Source organism: Aequorivita vladivostokensis (assembly GCF_000952855.1).
Taxonomy (GTDB): Bacteria; Bacteroidota; Bacteroidia; order Flavobacteriales; family Flavobacteriaceae; genus Aequorivita; species Aequorivita vladivostokensis.
Window position 1 is genome coordinate 126,638 of the sequence record NZ_JSVU01000005.1, and the last position, 19,947, is coordinate 146,584.

Below are 19,947 nucleotides of genomic sequence, written 5' to 3' on the forward strand. Positions count from 1 at the left end.
TCACCATCTCCCCGATGGAGAGAATTTTATACTATATGAAACTTTAAAAAGTTTCGCCTGTTTCCTTTAATTTTTCGGTATTGCTTACCAATTGCAGTTCGTCAATTATTTCCTGAATGTCACCATTTATAATATTGCCAAGATTGTAAAGCGTCAGGTTGATACGGTGGTCCGTAACCCGCCCCTGCGGATAGTTATAGGTCCGTATCTTTGCGCTCCGGTCGCCACTGGTAACCATCGAGCCACGTTTTAGCGCGTCTTCCGCCTGCTTTTTTGCAAGTTCCAGATCGTACAAACGTGAACGCAGCACCCGAAAGGCCTTTTCCTTATTCTTATGTTGCGATTTCTGGTCTTGGCACTGCGCCACAATTCCTGTAGGCACGTGCGTCAATCGCACGGCAGAATAGGTAGTGTTTACAGACTGCCCGCCCGGTCCTGAAGAACAAAAGAAATCTACTCGAACATCTTTGGGATTTATTTCAATATCAAACTCTTCAGCTTCTGGAAAAACCATTACCGTTGCAGCACTGGTGTGTACACGGCCCTGGGTTTCCGTCTGCGGCACACGTTGCACGCGGTGCACGCCTGCTTCAAACTTAAGCGTTCCGTAAACGTCTTCTCCCTCTATCTCAAACTGCACTTCCTTAAAACCGCCGCTGGTGCCCTCGTTAAAATCTATCACGTTGGTCTTCCAGCCTTTTCCCTCGCAGTATTTGGTGTACATTCTGAAAAGGTCGCCCGCAAAAATACTGGCCTCATCGCCACCCGTTCCTGCTCTGATTTCCATCACGGCATTCTTGGCATCTTCGGGGTCTTTTGGAACCAACAGAAACTTAATCTCTTCTTCCAGCTTGGGCAATCGGGTTTTGGCCTCCTCCAGTTGTATTTTGGCCATTTCCACCATTTCGGCGTCGCTGCCGTCGGCTATTATTTCTTCGGCCTCGTTGATATTATCTGTAAGTTCCAGAAACTCGGCGCGCTTGTCCATCAATACCCGCAGGTCCTTGTACTCTTTGTTCAACTGGATATATCGCTTTTGGTCGCTGATGATATCTGGTTGAATAATAAGGTCGCTCACCTCGTCAAAACGCTGTTTTATTATTTGAAGCCTGTCTAACATATAAATTTTATAATGGCTGCAAATTTACAATTTTTAACCGAAATGAGACCCGTGGTACTCTTTTCTATTTTGTGAAGTGTTTTCTTTATGAAATAGGCTTACAAATTTAATATGCCCCGATATAATTTCGGCTTGGCCAATCTCTTTGGATAGTGAAAATCTGACCAAAACAAAATTTGCATAAACAAACTTGAAAAAACCTAAACGTGAAAAAATCAATAGTCAAAGGTTCCCATTGTAGATTGAATAGTAAGCCTTTTCTTTTCTGAAGCCTCCACCCTACCGATAACCTGCGCGTCCACATCAAAAGTTTTTGAAATTTCAATAATGGTATCGGCAATTTCCTCGGAAACGTAAAGCTCCATCCGGTGCCCCATATTGAATACTTGGTACATTTCCTTCCAATCCGTTCCACTTTCTGCCTGAATAAGTTTGAAAAGCGGCGGAATTTCAAATAGATTATCCTTTATAATGTGAAGGTTTTCCACAAAGTGAAGAATCTTGGTCTGCGCGCCGCCACTGCAATGCACCATTCCATGGATTTCCGTATTTGAAAAACGGGAAAGAATCTTCTTAATAATAGGCGCATACGTACGGGTGGGCGAAAGAACCAATTTTCCCGCATTCAATGGACTATTTTCAACTGCGTCGTCCAGTTTTTTGGAACCCGAATAAATAAGGTCTTTGGGAACAGCGGCATCAAAAGTTTCAGGATATTTTTTGGCCAAATAATTATCAAAAACATCGTGTCTGGCAGATGTCAACCCATTACTGCCCATGCCTCCGTTATATTCCTTTTCATAGGAAGCCTGCCCAAAGGACGCCAAACCTACAATCACATCGCCCGGTTTAATATTGGCGTTGTCAATTACATTTTTTCGTTCCATACGCGCCGTTACGGTGGAATCCACAATTATAGTCCGCACCAAATCGCCCACATCTGCCGTCTCCCCACCCGTTGAATAGATGGTTACGCCGTATTGCTTCATTTCAGAAATCAGTTCTTCGGTACCATTTATAATTGCTGAAATGACTTCTCCGGGAATCAAATTTTTATTTCTGCCAATGGTTGACGAAAGCATAATATTATCAACGGCACCCACACATAGCAGGTCATCAATATTCATAATAAGCGCATCCTGGGCAATTCCTTTCCAAACCGATAGATCGCCCGTTTCCTTCCAATATGCATAAGCCAGAGAGGATTTGGTACCGGCCCCATCGGCGTGCATGATCAGGCAATAATCTGCATCGCCAGTTAGATAATCTGGAACAATCTTGCAGAATGCCTTTGGGAAAAGTCCTTTATCCACGTTTTTGATGGCGTTGTGCACATCTTCCTTTCCTGCTGAAACGCCACGTTGCGCGTATCGTTTTGAAATATCTTTGCTCATTGCGAAATATTAAGGCACAAAAGTACGGATTAAAAAAAAGCCCACAAAGGTGGGCTTTCAAGGTTTTAACTATAATTTTTTATCGCTTATTCCCAATCGGGCATAAATGCTTCGGTGAATAGTAATTGATCTTCTTGGTTCTCATCAAATATATAGGAATAAATTGCCGGAGTGGCTCCAAAATTATTTCGTTTTCGTGTAAAAATGACGGCTCCTTCCGAAGGCGAAAATTTCACATCCAGATCATTCTCACCTTCCAAAACATCTGTCTCCAAAGGAATTAAAGGATCTGGGCTACCTATGGGGTGAAGAAATATACGGCTCTCAAATATCCTGTACGAACTGTTTTCAGATCCACTCAAGTCCCAAGTAAACAACGCCATATCTCCATTCGCAGAAATGTCGATTCCACCAGCCGCACCGTTCACATTTTCTAAGATAATATTCTCTTCAGCCTGTGTGGATAATCTTGCCGTATATATACGTACATCATAACCACTGGAGTTGTTGGTCTTCAACATTATTAAATCATCATCAAATTGAGGTACAGCAACTTCTGAAATAAATGCACCATCAGTGGTTGTATATTCCAACCTAAAACCACTTCCATCGGAATTTACTGAATATAATTTATCGAAATGGGGATAATAAATCTTGCTATCATTCTGTGCCCAAGTGAATTCCAATTCCTCCGTACGGAAACCTGCTATAGGTCTTTGCGATGTAATTTGAGTTATACCAGTCCCATTAAAATTCATCGTAAAAATATGTGTACTTCCTCCCGAATTTCTTAAAAATGCTATTTTATTGAGAATATTGCTTTTTCGGGGTTTAAAACTATTCACGTTTTCACTAGTAAGCTGTAAAACATTAAAATCCGGTTCTTGACCCGTTCCAGTGGTAGGATCCTCTGCTCCGGAATAGATTACTAAATTATCATTGTTCTTTCTCACAAAAATAAATGGATTGTCGGGAAATGTAATTGTTTTAAATTCACTTATTATTGAACTTACCGGATCATTAGTATCATCGGTAACTGTAACTTGCCAGAAATATTTTGTGGCCAATTGCAGATTGCTCACCGTAAACGTAGTATCTTGGCCTACTTCAAAAATCTGCATTTCATCAGTACTTCCATTTCTCAAATCTAACCTATAGGATAGTTCATCGTTTTCAGGATCAGAGGCTTCCCAAATAAATTGAACTGCCAAAGGTTGTTCTACGGCTCCATCTTCGGGTGTTACGAGATTTGGCACCGACGGCGGATTGTTATCTGAATTGGCAAGCTTCAATTCAAAGGACACGGCAGCCGTTTTTCCTTCTTGAACTGTTGTAGATTCAAAGCCAGCTGCATAACCAGCTAACTCCGCTTGAACGGAATAATCGTCGACCTTAACATCTACCAATCGGAATCTTCCCACCGAATCCGTAAAAACCGTAGTTGACGCCGGGTTGGTCGTGATTTTTACATTCTCAAGTGCCTCACCAGTAATCTTGTCTGTAACCTTCCCAGAAATATTACCGGTAAGCACCACATCTATAGTATCTTCACTACATCCAAAGTTGATTAGGAAGAAACTTGCAAAAACTAAGAATATATATTTTTTCATCTTATCTATTTTGAATTATAGTTTAAAGTAATAATTGAGGCCCACTCCAAAATTGTAATAAAAGTCGTTTCTTTTTCCTTGGACTGCCTTTTCCAGTTTATCGGTAAAAACCAGATTGTGTTCTCCAAAAACTTTTATTCCAAACTTTTTGGAAATAAAATATTCCAGACCCATCCCGTATTGAACTTTAAAAAAAGGCTCTCCAGTGTCAAAAGCATTGTCATTTCTAGGATCCAATAGCGCAATTATTACCCCAGAACCAGCATAAATAAAGGGAGTAAATTTATCATTAGGCAATAACGCAAACTCGCCATTTAAATCTGCACTCGCAAACACATTTCTATACTGCCGTCCATTATCAATCCTGAAAGCAGAAGCTTTCAGGTTTGCATTAAAATAGCGGCCAAAATGTTTTTTATATTCCAATCGGGCTAAAAATCCAAGTTCCTGAGTGCTATAGTCATTGTCTGGCAAATTGCCTCCCAGGGAAATGGACAGGGCGTTTTTGGCCTCCCTGCCAACCTGCAATCGATCAAAAAGCAAGGTGGACTCATCCTTCTCTTTTTCAGCAAGATAATCTGAAACCAATTGGTCGTTGACTTCCTTGCCCCCTTGAGTACTCCAGAATTGTTTTTGAATACCTTCAATTATAAGGTCGTGCACCGCTTTTTCAATAGCGTCCTTCATAGCCAATTGTACCGGTTCATTTTGGGTTACACCAGTCTCCGCCTCCAATAGCCTTTGGAATTTAACAAAACGAAAAAAACTGGCATCAATTGCTTGTGAAAGAATGGTTTTTGAAACATACACAGTTTTCAAAATTTCTCCATTGCTGGTGGAAACAGCCCTTAAATAAACCGTTATTCTATCTTGTCTATATTTTGCAGAGCCACCCAGCCCAAAATAACGAGCCCCAATTCCGCCCGTAATAATATTTGTGTCGTAAGAAATTATTCCCCCCTCAAGCAAGAGACCGGCATATAAAAGGGGCGGCAGTGGAGGTTCATTGGGGTTTAGGTTCTTTATATATTCCTGTTTGGTGTTCCGAATAATATTTCTTTCGGTGGAAAGATTGCTCAAGTTTTCCCGTTCAATAGGAATAAACCAACCGGAATCTTCCAAAGCTTTGATTAGCATGGTTGTACCTCCTTGTGAAACTGCGGTACTAAAAGTACTACCGTTCTCAACAGCTTTATACTGTCCGGTCTGATCGCTAAAATTATACACCGCAACTTCCAATGGTTGGGCAGCCGGAGGTAAGTCTAATAAAGTGGAAGTAGATTTTGAAAATTCCCCGGTCCTGGCCGCCTCTTGAAACATGGGCTGGTTAAAATAGGCTCCACAGGACGACAACATTAAAACTCCCAACAAGGAAAGTGATTTTAAAAAGATCTTCATGAATGTAGTTTAATTTGGGACAATTACTTGGGTTTCCTCCCCCGTGGAGGTATCTAATATATTTATAACCAGTCCTTCGTCTGATTGAAAAATCTCAACATTAAGTGAACCATAGGTAAAGGTTCCTTCCTCATTAAAATTTAAACCGCCTAGTTGCTGTTGCAATAATTGACGGGATATTTGGCTTAACAACTGTCTATTTAAATTATCCCCGAACTGTTGCAATTCAGACCGCTGATCTCTCTCATTTGCAGGTGCTGTCAATTTATTTTGGGAGGTAGCAGAACTCAATAACCAATTATAATTAAAAGTATCGCCGCCAAAAGCAGGATTTAAAGGTTTATAAGAAAATTGCTGGGCAAACCCAACGGTTCCCATAAATAGCAATACAATAGAAAGAAGTAGTTTGAATATTTTCATATTAATATCGAGTTAATGTATTGTCTTTTTGCTGTTGCAATTGTTGCAAGTGGGCAATGCAACGATCTAGCGCCGTGATGGCCATACTTTGTAAAAAAGATTTTTTAGGTTGTGAAAAAAACTGCCATAGCAATCGATCATTTATTTTTACCGAAATTCTGGTACTGCGCATGCGTCCGGGCACTTCTTCAATTACAATATTCTTTTTAGTCTGGATTCCACGATTGTAATATTCGGAGTAAAAATACTTATAAAAATCACGACCTGCCTTCGTAAGTGTATTTTCCACTACCAATCCGTCCATAATATATCCATCTTGGGGAGCGGCTTGATCTTGGCTAATCGCAGCTTGTGGTACCAATGCTTCCTCATTGGCCAGTTTTTGATAGCCGTTTTCATAGATAAGTTCTATACGGTCCTGGCCCACTGGTTTGTCATCTTTATCATAGAGAACCAAGACTATGGTAATTTTATCCTCTATGCTGTAATTTACTGCAACTGTAGATAGCACCTTTTTTTCATTAGCTTTAAGGAAAAAGAGATCAGTCTGGTTGCTTCTCGATACATTATTATTTTTGTCTGCGCTATAAACGCTAAAATCGTATTTCAAATTTATATCCGTAGGGGTAAGATTTTCCGCGGTGGCGGCAAAAGTGAAGAACTCGCTTTCCTTTTTTACATAAATTTTGGCTACGTATTCCTTATTGTAAAATTGGGCACTCATGCCTGTGCAAGTACAAAGCATAACGGCAAGTGCCAAGAAAGTTTTGAGGGCAGGTATATATATGGAGCATTTACTCATTTAATAAAAACTTCTAACTATAACTGTTGGGGAAGCTTCCGATTGTCTAAATTTTAAAGACTTTGTCAATTCATTTACACCGTCACGTTCAAAGTTAAGATAGTCTCCATCCTGTACCAAGTCTAGCGAAATATCGGCATTTGGATTATTCACAAAATCCTTAATTTTATTATTATTTCCATTCTGAACAAGTTCGGCTACGGCAGTGTTAGCGGTATAATCTAAATTTGTATCATTATAATCCCCATTTTGGAGAAGATTTATTTCACTTGCATTTGTCCTTGTTACAATACGCGTAGTATTAAAATCCCCTATTTGACGCACATAAACAGAATTTCCTTCGATGAGCGCATTTTTTGGATTGGGAGTTGAAATGATTCCAAGATTTGCTAACACCTGGGGCGACATGTTCTCAGCGCTGACAACCTTTTCATCACCATTGTTATTATTTTCTTCTCCTTTATAAGTTTGGCCCCAAACAGCCGGTATCATAAGAATCGACGTTAGAACCCCAAAGAGAATATTTTTTGTTGTTTTCATAATTTGCAATTTTAAATTATCCGTTTTTAACGGTATTCCGCATAGTCACAATTATAATATCTTACTCTTGAACGGAAAACATAACCTTGTGTTAAAGATATTAATTTTATTATAAAAGGAGGGCATTACCTGCCCTCCTTTTTAATTTAGATAAATGTTTTACCGAGAGCGGCTTAGCAACCAGGGCAAATATCTGTTAAGCCCAAATCTCCAATTGGAGAGTATGTTCCTGGATCAACATCTGGCAGATCACACTCGTAAAGACCGTCAACTTGTGTACCATTAGGTCCTTGTTGAAGTATATCTGCTTGGTTATGACCAAATGGCATACCGTCCGCAAGATTTTGTTCTACACTGTAGCTTTGTCCATCATATTGAGTAATAAATGCATTATTGCATTCACCTCTTTGAGCGGTAGTAGCCCAACTATCATTTCCAAATTGCCATACATTAGCATTGTTATTTTGACCTCTTTGGGTTGACATCGCAACGTTGTCTGCACCTATTTGAACTTGCAAAGCAGTATGATCATTTCCATTCTGACCTATTGCGGCATCGTTGTCATCACCTAATTGCACTTGAGCAGCATTATTTCCTCCTCCAGCAGGACTTCCATACGCGTTCTGTACTACAAGAGCCCGGTTTCCATCGCTACTTCCTGAAAGGAAGTTACCTTGAATTTGGTAAGACTGATTGTCTTCACCAAATTGTTGTGCCTCTACTGCATTATTAGTACCATATTGCTCCTGACGGGCAATAGATCCATCAGAACCAGGATTAAATGAACCATTATCAATATCATCTACCGTTAATAATCCATTAGTCCAAAGATCTGTTTCAATTTGAGTAGTGGTAGAGCCATCTCCTTGAGTAACTAAAGCATTGTTACCTTCTCCAGCAGTACTGCTAGTTGCCACTTGAATTTGGTATGAACTGTTGTCATCACCAAACTGGATTGTGGTAGCTTCATTACGTGCACCTAGACCAGTTTGATCTATTAAGGCTTGGTTGCGGTCTCCATCTTGGTTCACTTCAGCAGCATGACCTTCTGTGCCATTGCTAAACGCTCTTTGTTTTATATCGGCTGCGTTATCATCCCCCATTTGATTTACTAATGCCTCACTATTGTCGTATGTCTGTAAGGTACGCGATTCGTTACGATCACCATCTTGATTTACCTCAAGACTATTATTTTCAGCTTGCTCATTGGTTCCTTGCCTAGCCCAAACTTTGTTATCAGCACTAGCCATATCAGTCATACCTTGATTGACAAGTGAACTGTTATTGTCCCCTTCTTGTAATTGAGTTGATTCGTTAGTCGAACCTTTTTGATGAACTTCAGCTCTGTTTAGATATCCACTAGTTCCAGTTACACTACCTATCTGTTTAATAAAGGCTTGATTCGATCCTATACCTGCACCGTTATCTTGATATGAAGCCGCGGATTGCTCCGTACCCACTTGACGAACTTTCACTTTTTGGTTATCACCATTTTGAATAGACTCACCCGTATTTGCTGTGCTTGAAGAGGAATTGTTTCCAATTGTTCCAGCTGCACCGGGAGCGTCTGGAGTGTACTGAGCGAAACCAATCGCGCCAATCATTAGCGCCGCAGCGCCTAAAATTACTTTTTTCATAATTAAATAGTTTAAAGATTAATATTTGGTTAAAAAAATATTCAGTTTTGAGCAAGGAAATAGTTCCTTGGATAATTTATAAATCACTACATAATGATTTATAGCTATTAAGGGGATATGTTTTAAAATGTATTTAAAACACAGTTTAGAAAAAGGGATACTTTAAATTTGCGAACCAATATTGATCAAAAACCAAGCGGTTCAATTACTAAGGGGATAGATTTGCTATTTTAACAATTTTGAGGAGATGGGTTTGTGATATTGCTACCACTTAACCACAACCCAAAGATGCAATAAAAAATATTAATACACAACTAAGTAACAGCCAGTTGCACTAAAAAGGGGGATTCCCCCCTTTTGAAAAAGGGTTTTCCCTCACACCAATTCCAAATTTATCAGACAAAAAACTTAAAATTACCGATGAACTGCAAAAAATGGGAATTTAACAGATAATGTTAATTTTTTGTTAAAAATATATTTCTTCATTTTTGGGCAGAAGTTTTTACACTTAAATCACAAAAGATAAATTACCTACTCAAACGGAAACTTTCCTTAGCTGTTTTCTAAAACACTTGTCTTCAATTAAATACCTTAATATACGGAGTCAAAAAAAGGAATAGGCCATAACTCTTACATAAAAATCCTTTTGCCAAAAATTATTCTAAAAGCAAAAAGTGCGGAACGCTTAGTGACAGCGCTCCACACTCTTTTAAATTGCAGAAATTTATTTCTACTGTTTATGCAGTTATTAGTTTTGAGTTACCGTAGAGGTATTCATATCACCCAATTGGTTAACGGTACTCATATTGCTCATGCCAGTTTGACCAACAGTACTCATATTGCTATTACCATTTTGCATAACATCACTCATGTTTAGATCTCCCATTTGTGAAACATCTGATGTATTTGTCGCGCCTAGCTGTCTTACTCCTGCTGTATTCCAATCACCTTCTTGCAAGATTTTAGAATGATTAGTATTTCCTCCACTTTGTTCGCTTGTAGCTATGTTATCATCACCAAGCTGATATGTATCTGATTCTTGCATGTTTTCTGCCCCCTGTATCTGGATTGAGCTATTTCTGTTACCCTCTTGTTCTAAAGTAGCTCGAGATTGACTCGCTTGTTGAGATTCTCCATAGTTATTGTTTCCTGCTTGTCTGAAATAACTTGTACCCGCACGACCTGTTTGATTTTGTACACTCTCATTCATATCGCCAATCTGATCAACAAAAGCTGCATTGGAACCGCTCCAAGCATGTGCCAAAAGATTGGTTTGAGTTATAGTTGCCTTATTTGAATTTCCTAATTGTCCAATACCTGCACTACCAGAACCGGACGTTACGCCTGTATAACCAACTTGCGTAATAGTTCCTATGTTATTATCACCCGTTTGCGTAATTCCTTTTGCCATCATTGTGCCTGATGCTCCAGGAGTTCTCCAAACACCATATTTGGTAATATCATTTTTAAATCTATTCCCTTCCGAGCTCATGGTAGCCTTATTGTCGTTTCCTAACTGATTTACAATCCCTGTATTATCATTTCCATTTTGATCAACATTTGATTCGTTTCTAGTTCCCACCTGCTGCACATCACTATTATTGCGGTTTAATTGCTGACTAACAATCGAAATGTTTTCTGTACCATTTTGATTAACAACAGAGACATGGTCACTTCCATTTTGATCTACATCTGAAGAATTATAATTTCCACCATTTTGTCTCACGTTACTGCTATTATCATCTCCTTCCTGCGAAACTTCACTGTCGTTTCCAGTTCTAGCCTGTGCTACTAAACTACCATTATCATTTCCGGTTTGAATTGTATTACTCTGGTTATAAGACCCATATTGTGAAACTCCTGCACCGTTTCTATCTCCAGTTTGAGTTATTGTCGATTCGTGATTATCACCATTTTGATTAGTGTTGGTATGATTTCTAAAACCAGTTTGGTTTACTTCAGAATTATTGTCAATCCCATTGCTTTGTACAAGATTAGCAGTGTTTGAATCTCCATCCTGTGCAACTGTGGAGCTGTGAAGGCTTCCGGATTGACTTACAGAAGAGTTGTTTTCATTCCCAATTTGGCTTCCAGTACTTTGGTTTTGGTCACCATCTTGAAGAATATCGTTAATGTTATCATTTCCATCCTGCGAAACACCCGAAGTATTATTGTCGCCAGTTTGTCTTACTTTACTATCATTTCGATCACCCAATTGTGATACGGTAGATCCGTTGAATTCACCTACAAGGGTATTGGAATCCCATTGCTCTACTACAGATTTGTTACTATTTCCATCTTGTGAAACATCACTTGTGTTGTCTCGCCCGGTTCTGCTTACAGTTCCATTACTGCTAATCTGACCTTGGCTAACCCTTGAAGAGTTATTATTACCACCTTGCTGAAGAACTACACTTGTATTGCGCTCATCTACTTGGCCCACTTTGGAATTATTGTTTCTGCCAATAGAAGTAACGGTACTGGCATTGTCATCTCCACGCTGCTCAACAATAGAGTTGTGGATGGTACCGGACTGGGTAACGGTTGCTGCATTTCTATTTCCTGTAGAAATAACTTCGCTGTCATTGCCACCTCCGCTCTGTACAATCTGGGCATCATTGCTATTACCATCTTGATTTACATCGCTTACATTTGATTGTGCGAACATAAGTGTTCCACACATAAGTGCTGCTGCACTGAATACTACTTTTTTCATAAATGCTTAAAATTTAAATTTGAGTTAATATTTAGATTCAATAAAATTCATAATACCGCACAGTCCGTTCCTTAGAAGACATACGTATCCCTTGAGAATTGTGCTAATTTTTTTAAAATTTTAGAAATAGACTTTTGATTGAAAAGTCTCTATCGGCGTTGGGGAGATACCGATCAAATAATGATTAAAAAAACAGAGTTTATACCGCTCCGATTTTTATTTTTTCAAATGTAGAAACTCTAATTCATTAAAAAAAACGAACCCCTGAACCTTAAAAATATTAGGCAGAAAACTGTAAGAAAGCGCTTTCAAGGTAAGAAGGTGTTAAGGGTTTCAAATACACAAAAAGACCGTCCAAAAACATTTGAACGGTCTTTAATTTTGAAAAGTTAAATAAAAGTTAATTTTTATTTCGTGAAAAGAAGCTCTCTATACTTGGTTAATGGCCATAGCTCGTCATCCACAAGCAATTCCAACTTATCACAGTGATAACGAATGACTTGGAAAAACGATTTCACCTCATCGCAATAGGCAAAAGCTTTTTTCTCGGCATTTTCAATTTTATTCGCATTTCTTCGCGAATCTATCATATCGGTAATCCCTTTATTGATTTTTGCGATATGTTCACTTATCTGTTCAATCAGCTGCATCTGCTCGCCGGCGAATTTTTTAAAATCTGTCCCATATATATTCTTAAGCCCTTGTACATTCTCTATCAAAATATTTTGATAGCGGATGGCAGTAGGTATAACGTGGTTTCGAGCAATATCACCCAAAATACGGCCTTCAATTTGAATTCGCATGGCATAATCTTCCATTTCTATTTCATATCGGGCCTCGAGCTCCACTTTGCTCATTATTCCCAATTCTTCAAAAAGTGCAATTGTCTTTTTTGAAACCTTCGCCTTTAGTGCAGTGGGAGTAGTTTTGTGGTTGCTCAAACCGCGTTTTTCAGCTTCCTTTTCCCAGGCTTCTCCGTAACCATCACCTTCAAAGCGAATTCTTTTTGAATCCTTGATATATTCCTTTAATACATTGAAGATGGCGTCATCCTTCTTCATCTTTTTATCCTTAATAAGAGCATCTACTTCCTTTTTAAAGTCAATAAGTTGCTTTGCCACAATAGCGTTAAGGACGGTCATCGGGTTGGCACAGTTAGCGGTAGAACCAACGGCACGGAACTCAAACTTATTTCCCGTGAACGCAAAGGGTGAGGTTCGGTTTCGGTCTGTGTTATCCAAAAGAATCTCCGGGATTTTCCCTACCACGTTCAATTTAAGGTCTGTTTTTTCTTGAGGCGAAAGTTTACCACTAGTTACCTTTTCCAGTTCATCCAAAACTTCAGTCAGTTGCGAACCGATAAAGGCCGAAATAATTGCAGGTGGAGCCTCATTCGCTCCCAAGCGGTGATCGTTGCCCGCACTGGCTATGGAAGCACGCAATAACTCCTCATGTTCATTAACGGCTTTAAGTGTGTTAATAAAGAATGTAAGGAACTGGAGATTTTTCATTGGAGTACTGCCCGGCCCAAGAAGATTGACGCCAGTGTTGGTAGCCAACGACCAATTGTTATGCTTTCCACTTCCATTTACATTGGCAAACGGTTTTTCGTGAAACAAGACCTTGAAATTATGCTTGTCGGCAATTTTATTCATCAAGTCCATTAATAAGGAATTGTGGTCTACTGCCAAGTTGGTTTCCTCAAAAATAGGCGCCAATTCAAATTGATTTGGGGCTACTTCATTATGACGGGTTTTCACGGGAATACCCAAAAGCATACACTCGGTTTCCAAATGGCGCATAAAATTCAATACACGAGCCGGGATGGAGCCGAAGTAATGATCGTCCAACTGCTGTCCCTTTGCTGATGAATGGCCCAACAAAGTTCTTCCCGCCAAAGAAATATCCGGACGGCTCAAAGCCAAAGCACTATCTACCAAAAAATATTCCTGCTCCCAGCCAAGTGTAGCAATTACCTTGACAACGTTTTTATCAAAATATTTAGCCACTGCAGTTGCCGCGACATCTACAACCTGCAGGGCGCGTAGCAATGGCGTTTTAAAATCTAAAGCCTCGCCAGTGTACGCCACAAATACCGTTGGAATACATAATGTAGTGCCGTAAATAAAGGCAGGCGAAGTGGGATCCCAAGCTGTATATCCACGGGCTTCAAAAGTATTTCTGATGCCGCCGTGGGGAAAACTTGAGGCATCCGGCTCTTGCTGTACCAACTGCCCGCCACCAAATTTTTCAATTGCATGACCATTTTCCATCGTTTCAAAAAATGCATCGTGTTTTTCAGCGGTTGCGCCTGTTAGCGGTTGAAACCAATGGGTGTAATGCGTGGCACCTTTGGCAATCGCCCATTCCTTCATACCCGTAGAGATATGATCAGCTATGTGGCGTTCAATCTTGGAGCCGTTCTCGATGGCGTCCATAACACTTTTAAAGGAGTCCTTGGTAAGATACTGCCGCATGGCAGCTTCATTAAAAACATTTTTTCCGAAGATATCGGAACGTCTATCGGGTTCGGTAACTGGAACGGGCACTCGGTTAAAAGTTTCCTTGATGGCATGAAATCGTAAAGTGGACATATTTGGATTTTAGAGTTTGACTTGGCAAAAATAGAAAAAACACATACGCACCCCCTAAATTTTATTATTTATTTACACAAAACTGTCAATATAATTATAAACACCCATAGTTTTTAGGGGTCAATTACGTTTTATTCATGTTAAGGAATATGATATTTGTATCCTTGAATTCACAAAACCCATTATGTTTCTTTCATACTTTGTCCTTATACATATAAATTTATCAAAATTTATTATTCAACCTGTATAGTTATTTTAGGACGGGTCAAGAGCTCATTGGGCGCCTGGATGAAACAATACGGATCCCTTCATTACCGGGAAAACCTTAAGCGCAGAAGCTATACGAACCTCCAAAAACGTACCATAGTTACGGCCCTCGAACAGGGAAGGATGACCATTAAGGAGGCCCAGTCAGCCTACGGTATCAGATCGGGAAGAACCATAAGGGGTTGGTTATTAGAATATAGATCAGAAAAAGTCGAGATTTGTACTGAAAATACCCCGCCGATGGCCAGAGAAAAAGCATCCCCCGAAGACCCAGAGAAAGCTGCCCTGCAGAACGCACTGCAACAGGCAGAGCTCAAGATAAAGGCCCTGAACACCCTGATAGATGTGGCCGAGGAGCAGCTCAAGATCGACATCAGAAAAAAGTCTGGTGCCAAGCAGTGATGAAAATGAAACAGGATTTTCCGCAATCCGGAATAGCCGTTTTATGCCGACTGTTTGGCAAGACAAGGCACGCTTATTACGATTTTCTATGGCGAAAAGAGGAGGCCGTGGTCAAAGAGGATATCATTCTCCAAGAAGTGCTGGCCGTAAGGAAGGACCTGCCGCGGCTGGGAACAAGAAAACTGCACTATATATTACAGGACAGACTGATGCCGCATAAAATAACTCTGGGCAGGGACTATCTGTTCGATCTTCTCTCGGAACATAAGTTGCTCGTGCGACAGCGAAAAAGAAAGGCATTGACCACCGACTCAAGACACTGGATGAGAAAGTATGGAAACCTGGTCAAGGGGCTCGTTGTGTCAAGACCGGAACAGCTCTGGGTCAGTGACATCACCTATATTCGGCTAACCAATCAGTGGGGATACCTGAGCCTGATAACGGATGCCTATTCCAGAAAGATAATGGGGTACAGCTTCCGCCAAGACCTATTGGCGGAAGGTTGCATAGATGCCCTGGGAATGGCCATCAATAACAGAATGTACGATGCATCCCTTATCCACCATTCCGACAGGGGTTCGCAATATTGTTCCCATAATTATGTAGCCGTATTATTGAAAAATAATATAGCCATCAGTATGACGGAGAACGGTGACCCTTATGAGAACGCACTGGCAGAAAGAGTCAATGGGATCATTAAAACAGAGTTCAATCTATACAGTAGTTTCTTGGGGTTTGAGCAGACCAATCAACAAATAGGGAAAAGCATCAAAGCCTATAATGAACTAAGGCCACACACAAGTTGTGACTATTTAACGCCCAATCAAGCGCATCTGCAATCAGGCAACCTGTACAAAAGATGGAAGAACTATAATAAGTATTTTAACTATGAAAAAACAGATGTATAGTCCTTTTAGGATTATCAGTTACATTTGTATAACTATATCAGGATTTATTCTTTAACCTGTATAGTTATTTTAGGACGGGTCAAGGACGGGTCACCTAAAACTCCTCCCCACGGATACTCCATAGCAAAGCCATAGCAAAGCCATAGCAAAGCCATAGCAAAGTCATTAAAACGTAGGAAAACAGCCCTTTTTTCCTACAAAATAAAATCTATCCGAAAATATAACTGAAATGAGTGGTGAAAGACCCCCTTTAGATAGCGCTTCAACTAACAATACAACACCAAATGAAATATTTAAATGGCAAAACCATTCCTATATTTCCAAATAATACTTCCCGCTTAAGAAATAATGGTCATCGAAATAAAAATTCCATACGCCACGACTAATACAATTCCTCTTTTTCGGCCTAGTTGAAATGATTTGGGAAGAAACGCCAATGGAAGTAAGACCGCGGCAAAGCCAATCATCCAAAAAATATCATTGGTAAGCACCTCGTTGCTTTTAACGGCTATGGGCTGAATTATGGCGGTAATACCCAATACGGATGATATATTAAAGATATTTGAACCAATAAGATTTCCCAAAGAAATAGCTTTTTCCTTTTTTAGGGCGGCAATTACAGACGCTGCAAGTTCGGGGATGCTCGTGCCCACTGCAATCATGGTTACGGCTATTACACGCTCACTAACACCGAAATTTTCTGCCAAGGAAACGGCCCCACCTACCAAAAACTCACTTCCGGCATAAAGAGCGACGCCTCCTATCAATAACCAAAGAATTATTTTAAAATTGGAAGCCTTGGACAAACCCTCGTCTATACCTTCGTCAACAGGCTGTGTGCCTCTCTGTTTTTTGGCTCTTCGTATCAAAATCCATAAATAGACAAAAAGCATAAGCAAAAGCGCAATCCCCTCGGATCGGGAAATCTGCATGCCACTTTTCAAAATAAAGTACAGCGCCACGGAAAGAATCATCATCACCGGCCAATTCAATTTATAGAAATCCTTATCTATGGCCAGTGGCGAGATAATCGCCGTGATCCCCAATACCAACCCAATGTTCGCAATATTTGAGCCCAGCACATTTCCTAAGGCAATATCAGAAAAACCATTAAGCGCGGCCTGCAGGCTCACCAAAAGTTCTGGGGCAGAAGTTGCAAATGAAACCACCGTGAGCCCAATCACCATTTTTGAAAGGTGAAGTTTAAAGGAAAGTGCCACTGAAGAACGGACCAAAAATTCACCGCCAACCACTAATAATACCAATCCAAAAAATACTAAAAGATAATCCATAGAAAATAGTAATGCCCGCGAAGATACTAAATGCAAAAAAGAATTTGTTGTATATTTGTTGCTATCCCCGAAATTTTACTGTGCCCACGGTTCCCATTTTCTTTTACAAGACACATTTTTTAATTTAGATATACTTATGAAAACACATATCAAAAAAGTGATTCAAAATCTTTCAGTCTTTTCTATTTTGGCATTATCCTGTTTCGCTTTTCCATCTTTTGGTCATAATACCGAAGCGCGAAATATTCAGAATAAGCTAATGCCAGGGAAACAGCTTACGCTGGTAATTACAAAAATGACAACGCTTGAGGAACTACAGAATATTAAGGAGCAGATGGAGGCCAACGGATTGGGGTTTGATTATTCTAACGTGGTTTATAATGACAAAAACGAAATTATTGCCATTACCATTCGGTATAAGGACGGTAATAACAACTCAGGAAATTATAGCGTGAGCAGCGAGCATCCCATCAATGATATTGTAATAGTTTCTGAAGGAAGCCGGATTTCCATTAAAAGCGCCGGCAGCTCGAATCAGGCCTTTATTAGCCAAGGAAGTGGAAAACGGGATTTGGACGATTCTGATAAAAATTATAATGACCAACGCCGCGCCATGGAAGAAAGAAGAGCACAAATGAAAAAGGAAATGGCGGAAAGACGGGCCGAAATGAAAATGCGCATGCAAAACCGAAGGGATAGCCTGAACAAGGCAAATGGAGCAATAACCAAAAGTACCATGGACTTTAAAGGCTCTCCAAACGTGATAACCAAAAACACTACCGATTTAGAGCTATTGGAGCTTCAAAAGAGCTACGATGCTGCGGATATTTCATTCAAGTACAATAATCTGGAGCGAAATGATAAGAACGAAATAACACATATTTCCATTACAATCGACAACAGAAACGGCTCTGTTTCTACTTCAACTTTTGGCAATGGAAAGGAAGGCATAAAAAACATCACGTTGGCGGTAGATAAACAGCACACAATTATGAAAAGTGCCGAATAGGTTTTAACATCACTTTAAAAACTTTTTATCGATAAATGCCTACATTCATATTCAATTTAAATAAATATGAAGAAGAAATTTTTCAAATTCCTTTCAAAAGTAAATAGCAAGCTGCTTCCTAGTTTTACAAAAAAGGGAGTGGATCTATCGAAGGCCTCAAAACTTCAAATGGCCATCTTTGCCTATAAATTGTGGGTCACAAAAAACGCTTTGGATTAAAATTTCAGTAAAGATTGCACGGGATGGCTTCTAAGTTTGTTGATCCCCTTTAGAAATTCCAGTTCGAGCAGGAAATTACACTGCACAATCTCTCCGCCCAATTGTTCAATTAAATTACACGCAGCGCGCGCCGTTCCGCCTGTCGCCAAAACATCGTCGTGCAACAGCACCCGCTCTCCTTTTTTAATCGCATCTTCATGAATTTCAAGTGCATCAAGCCCGTATTCCAATTGGTATGGCTCTTTTCTGGTTTTATAGGGAAGCTTCCCCGGTTTTCTGATGGGCACGAAGCCAGCATTTAGCTTTTGTGCCAAAAGTGTTCCGAAGAAAAAGCCGCGTGACTCTATAGCTGCAACTTTATCTATTTTTTTATCCCCAATTAAAACCACTAATTGCTCAACGCAACTGGCAACGGCCTCGCTATCGCCAAGCAATGGAGTGATGTCCTTAAAATGGACGCCAGCCTTGGGAAAGTTTTCAATATTTCGAATATATTTAGTTAAATCCATATTTTTGCAGGTATTAATTTGCCTTGCAAGTTAAAAAGAAATATATTTGCACCCGCTTAAAGCGAAATTAATTCGGCTTTGTAGCGCATCCCGAACTCGATTCGGGAAGGTCTAGGTTTCCCAGAAGCGTAGGGGCCGGCAAGATCGCAAAAACTGCGAAGTTTTAAAAAATCTGAAATAATGGCCTTGTGGCGCATCCCGATAGCTATCGGGAGAATAGCAGACCTGATTACGGCTCAAGAGGCTCCAGGTTTCCCCGAAGCGTAGGGGCTGGCAAGACCGCAAAAACTGCGAAGTTTTAAAAAATCTGAAATAATGGCCTTGTGGCGCAACTGAATAGCGCACCTGATTACGGCTCAGGAGGTTCCAGGTTTGAATCCTGGCAAGGTCACAAATAAATCACAAAAAAGGTGAATTACGGAAGCGAGTTTCAAAAATGAAGCTCGCTTCTTTTTTTTAAACTCGCGAAGTGATTCTTTTTGTAATTTTCAAAGCGGAGGTTTACAGGAACCATGTTTAGTTAATCCCCGCAAGATCCCTCAGCGATAAACCAGGTTTTTGAGATACGTGGTTTTTTATGCTTTGATTTTTATAAAAACTTCAATTTTTTTAAGTATTTTGGACATTTTAAAACCATCAAAAAATGACCAAAATAGTTAAGGACTCCGACAACGAAAAAGAAAGAGACTATATTCTTCAGGACAATAAAAAAACCCGCTTCGGCGCAGGTTTTATTATTACTGTATTGATTATTTTAATAATAGCGGTAATCGTTTCAGGCTTGTACTTTGAGTGGTTTTAAATTATTTCTGCGCTCAATCCCGCTTCCAACAGCATCGTACAGCGCGGTTTTAATTCGTTAAATTCTCCTGTTTTCACGGTACATTTTCCTTTATAATGCACAATAATCGAGCATTGCTCGGCCTGTTCTGGGGTATGTTCGCAAGCGAAAATTAGGCTATTAATAACGTGATCAAACGTGTTTACATCATCGTTGTAAAGCACAATTTCATTGAGATTGCTCTCCTTTTCTGCAACCTCTACCTCTTCTTGGATTTTTTCTCTGGTACTCATACTATCGTTTGTAAAATTCCTAATACAAATGAAATT

18 protein-coding genes and 1 tRNA gene are annotated in these 19,947 nt (G+C 39.8%); 6 read left to right on the forward strand and 13 right to left on the reverse strand.

The annotated features are described in order from the left end of the window. Positions 1–43: 43 nt before the first annotated feature. The 10 genes from prfA to MB09_RS09520 all read right to left on the reverse strand — a co-directional run bounded on the left by prfA (position 44) and on the right by MB09_RS09520 (position 14,231). A complete protein-coding gene (prfA, locus tag MB09_RS09475; protein WP_045080657.1) occupies positions 44–1,120 on the reverse strand; it encodes a peptide chain release factor 1 in 1,077 nt (358 codons plus the stop codon). A gap of 215 nt (positions 1,121–1,335) precedes the next feature. After that, a complete protein-coding gene (locus MB09_RS09480) occupies positions 1,336–2,514 on the reverse strand; it encodes an AIR synthase related protein (protein WP_045080658.1) in 1,179 nt (392 codons plus the stop codon). Positions 2,515–2,600: 86 nt separating this feature from the next. Then, the gene (locus MB09_RS09485; RefSeq protein WP_045080659.1) at positions 2,601–4,124 is read right to left on the reverse strand and encodes a carboxypeptidase regulatory-like domain-containing protein; all 1,524 of its coding nucleotides are present in this window, start codon (positions 4,122–4,124) and stop codon (positions 2,601–2,603) included. Between the two features lie 15 nt (positions 4,125–4,139). Beyond that, positions 4,140–5,522 (reverse strand): CsgG/HfaB family protein, encoded by a 1,383-nt coding sequence (locus tag MB09_RS09490; RefSeq protein WP_045080660.1) that lies wholly within the window; start codon positions 5,520–5,522, stop codon positions 4,140–4,142. A gap of 9 nt (positions 5,523–5,531) precedes the next feature. After that, the gene (locus tag MB09_RS09495; protein ID WP_045080661.1) at positions 5,532–5,942 is read right to left on the reverse strand and encodes a curli production assembly/transport component CsgF; all 411 of its coding nucleotides are present in this window, start codon (positions 5,940–5,942) and stop codon (positions 5,532–5,534) included. A gap of 1 nt (position 5,943) precedes the next feature. Next, a complete protein-coding gene (locus MB09_RS09500) occupies positions 5,944–6,666 on the reverse strand; it encodes a CsgE family curli-type amyloid fiber assembly protein (RefSeq protein WP_045080662.1) in 723 nt (240 codons plus the stop codon). Positions 6,667–6,744: 78 nt separating this feature from the next. After that, on the reverse strand, positions 6,745–7,284 hold the full coding sequence (locus MB09_RS09505; protein WP_045080663.1) for a hypothetical protein: 540 nt from the start codon (positions 7,282–7,284) through the stop codon (positions 6,745–6,747). 173 nt (positions 7,285–7,457) lie between these two features. Then, positions 7,458–8,921 carry a hypothetical protein gene (locus MB09_RS09510; RefSeq protein WP_045080664.1) on the reverse strand — a complete coding sequence of 488 codons (1,464 nt, stop codon included), beginning with the start codon at positions 8,919–8,921 and terminating at the stop codon, positions 7,458–7,460. Positions 8,922–9,669: 748 nt separating this feature from the next. Continuing rightward, on the reverse strand, positions 9,670–11,637 hold the full coding sequence (locus tag MB09_RS09515; RefSeq protein WP_045080665.1) for a hypothetical protein: 1,968 nt from the start codon (positions 11,635–11,637) through the stop codon (positions 9,670–9,672). Positions 11,638–12,044: 407 nt separating this feature from the next. Beyond that, complete coding sequence (locus tag MB09_RS09520; RefSeq protein WP_045080666.1) at positions 12,045–14,231, reverse strand: glutamine synthetase III family protein; 2,187 nt, start codon at positions 14,229–14,231, stop codon at positions 12,045–12,047. Between the two features lie 288 nt (positions 14,232–14,519). Between MB09_RS09520 and MB09_RS15490 the strand changes: the two genes are divergently transcribed. Both MB09_RS15490 and MB09_RS09530 read left to right on the forward strand, forming a co-directional pair. Next, a complete protein-coding gene (locus MB09_RS15490) occupies positions 14,520–14,900 on the forward strand; it encodes a hypothetical protein (RefSeq protein ID WP_052671345.1) in 381 nt (126 codons plus the stop codon). A gap of 5 nt (positions 14,901–14,905) precedes the next feature. Next, positions 14,906–15,808 (forward strand): IS3 family transposase, encoded by a 903-nt coding sequence (locus tag MB09_RS09530; RefSeq protein ID WP_045080824.1) that lies wholly within the window; start codon positions 14,906–14,908, stop codon positions 15,806–15,808. A 338-nt stretch (positions 15,809–16,146) separates the two neighbouring features. On the opposite strand, the gene MB09_RS09535 is transcribed toward MB09_RS09530, so the two are convergent. Beyond that, the gene (locus tag MB09_RS09535) at positions 16,147–17,100 is read right to left on the reverse strand and encodes a calcium/sodium antiporter (RefSeq protein ID WP_045080667.1); all 954 of its coding nucleotides are present in this window, start codon (positions 17,098–17,100) and stop codon (positions 16,147–16,149) included. 136 nt (positions 17,101–17,236) lie between these two features. Here MB09_RS09535 and MB09_RS09540 point away from each other — a divergent pair, with 136 nt between their 5' ends. Both MB09_RS09540 and MB09_RS09545 read left to right on the forward strand, forming a co-directional pair. Continuing rightward, entirely contained in the window at positions 17,237–18,109 is an 873-nt protein-coding gene (locus MB09_RS09540) for a hypothetical protein (protein WP_045080668.1), read from the forward strand. Between the two features lie 66 nt (positions 18,110–18,175). Continuing rightward, positions 18,176–18,328 (forward strand): hypothetical protein, encoded by a 153-nt coding sequence (locus MB09_RS09545; protein WP_045080669.1) that lies wholly within the window; start codon positions 18,176–18,178, stop codon positions 18,326–18,328. On the opposite strand, the gene MB09_RS09550 is transcribed toward MB09_RS09545, so the two are convergent. Next, positions 18,325–18,837, reverse strand: a complete 513-nt coding sequence (locus MB09_RS09550; RefSeq protein ID WP_045080670.1) for an adenine phosphoribosyltransferase — start codon at positions 18,835–18,837, stop codon at positions 18,325–18,327. The genes MB09_RS09545 and MB09_RS09550 overlap by 4 nt on opposite strands. Positions 18,838–19,154: 317 nt before the next feature. Here MB09_RS09550 and MB09_RS09555 point away from each other — a divergent pair. Together MB09_RS09555 and MB09_RS16180 are read left to right on the forward strand one after the other, a co-directional pair. Then, a tRNA-Arg gene (locus MB09_RS09555) sits at positions 19,155–19,228 on the forward strand. Positions 19,229–19,480: 252 nt separating this feature from the next. Then, the gene (locus MB09_RS16180) at positions 19,481–19,639 is read left to right on the forward strand and encodes a hypothetical protein (RefSeq protein ID WP_165586695.1); all 159 of its coding nucleotides are present in this window, start codon (positions 19,481–19,483) and stop codon (positions 19,637–19,639) included. Here MB09_RS16180 and MB09_RS09560 read toward each other — a convergent pair. After that, positions 19,636–19,911, reverse strand: coding sequence for an ATP-dependent Clp protease adaptor ClpS (locus MB09_RS09560; RefSeq protein WP_045080671.1), 276 nt, complete (start codon positions 19,909–19,911; stop codon positions 19,636–19,638). The two genes, MB09_RS16180 and MB09_RS09560, sit on opposite strands and share 4 nt — an antisense overlap. Positions 19,912–19,947: the final 36 nt, after the last annotated feature.

Excerpts from the sequence above, each read along its gene's own strand:
- prfA (WP_045080657.1), bottom strand. The coding sequence starts at position 1,120 with ATGTTAGACAGGCTTCAAATAATAAAACAGCGTTTTGACGAGGTGAGC.
- MB09_RS09480 (WP_045080658.1), bottom strand. The coding sequence starts at position 2,514 with ATGAGCAAAGATATTTCAAAACGATACGCGCAACGTGGCGTTTCAGCA.
- MB09_RS09485 (WP_045080659.1), bottom strand. The coding sequence starts at position 4,124 with ATGAAAAAATATATATTCTTAGTTTTTGCAAGTTTCTTCCTAATCAAC.
- MB09_RS09490 (WP_045080660.1), bottom strand. The coding sequence starts at position 5,522 with ATGAAGATCTTTTTAAAATCACTTTCCTTGTTGGGAGTTTTAATGTTG.
- MB09_RS09495 (WP_045080661.1), bottom strand. The coding sequence starts at position 5,942 with ATGAAAATATTCAAACTACTTCTTTCTATTGTATTGCTATTTATGGGA.
- MB09_RS09500 (WP_045080662.1), bottom strand. The coding sequence starts at position 6,666 with ATGAGTGCCCAATTTTACAATAAGGAATACGTAGCCAAAATTTATGTA.
- MB09_RS09505 (WP_045080663.1), bottom strand. The coding sequence starts at position 7,284 with ATGAAAACAACAAAAAATATTCTCTTTGGGGTTCTAACGTCGATTCTT.
- MB09_RS09510 (WP_045080664.1), bottom strand. The coding sequence starts at position 8,921 with ATGAAAAAAGTAATTTTAGGCGCTGCGGCGCTAATGATTGGCGCGATT.
- MB09_RS09515 (WP_045080665.1), bottom strand. The coding sequence starts at position 11,637 with ATGAAAAAAGTAGTATTCAGTGCAGCAGCACTTATGTGTGGAACACTT.
- MB09_RS09520 (WP_045080666.1), bottom strand. The coding sequence starts at position 14,231 with ATGTCCACTTTACGATTTCATGCCATCAAGGAAACTTTTAACCGAGTG.
- MB09_RS15490 (WP_052671345.1), top strand. The coding sequence starts at position 14,520 with ATGAAACAATACGGATCCCTTCATTACCGGGAAAACCTTAAGCGCAGA.
- MB09_RS09530 (WP_045080824.1), top strand. The coding sequence starts at position 14,906 with ATGAAACAGGATTTTCCGCAATCCGGAATAGCCGTTTTATGCCGACTG.
- MB09_RS09535 (WP_045080667.1), bottom strand. The coding sequence starts at position 17,100 with ATGGATTATCTTTTAGTATTTTTTGGATTGGTATTATTAGTGGTTGGC.
- MB09_RS09540 (WP_045080668.1), top strand. The coding sequence starts at position 17,237 with ATGAAAACACATATCAAAAAAGTGATTCAAAATCTTTCAGTCTTTTCT.
- MB09_RS09545 (WP_045080669.1), top strand. The coding sequence starts at position 18,176 with ATGAAGAAGAAATTTTTCAAATTCCTTTCAAAAGTAAATAGCAAGCTG.
- MB09_RS09550 (WP_045080670.1), bottom strand. The coding sequence starts at position 18,837 with ATGGATTTAACTAAATATATTCGAAATATTGAAAACTTTCCCAAGGCT.
- MB09_RS16180 (WP_165586695.1), top strand. The coding sequence starts at position 19,481 with ATGACCAAAATAGTTAAGGACTCCGACAACGAAAAAGAAAGAGACTAT.
- MB09_RS09560 (WP_045080671.1), bottom strand. The coding sequence starts at position 19,911 with ATGAGTACCAGAGAAAAAATCCAAGAAGAGGTAGAGGTTGCAGAAAAG.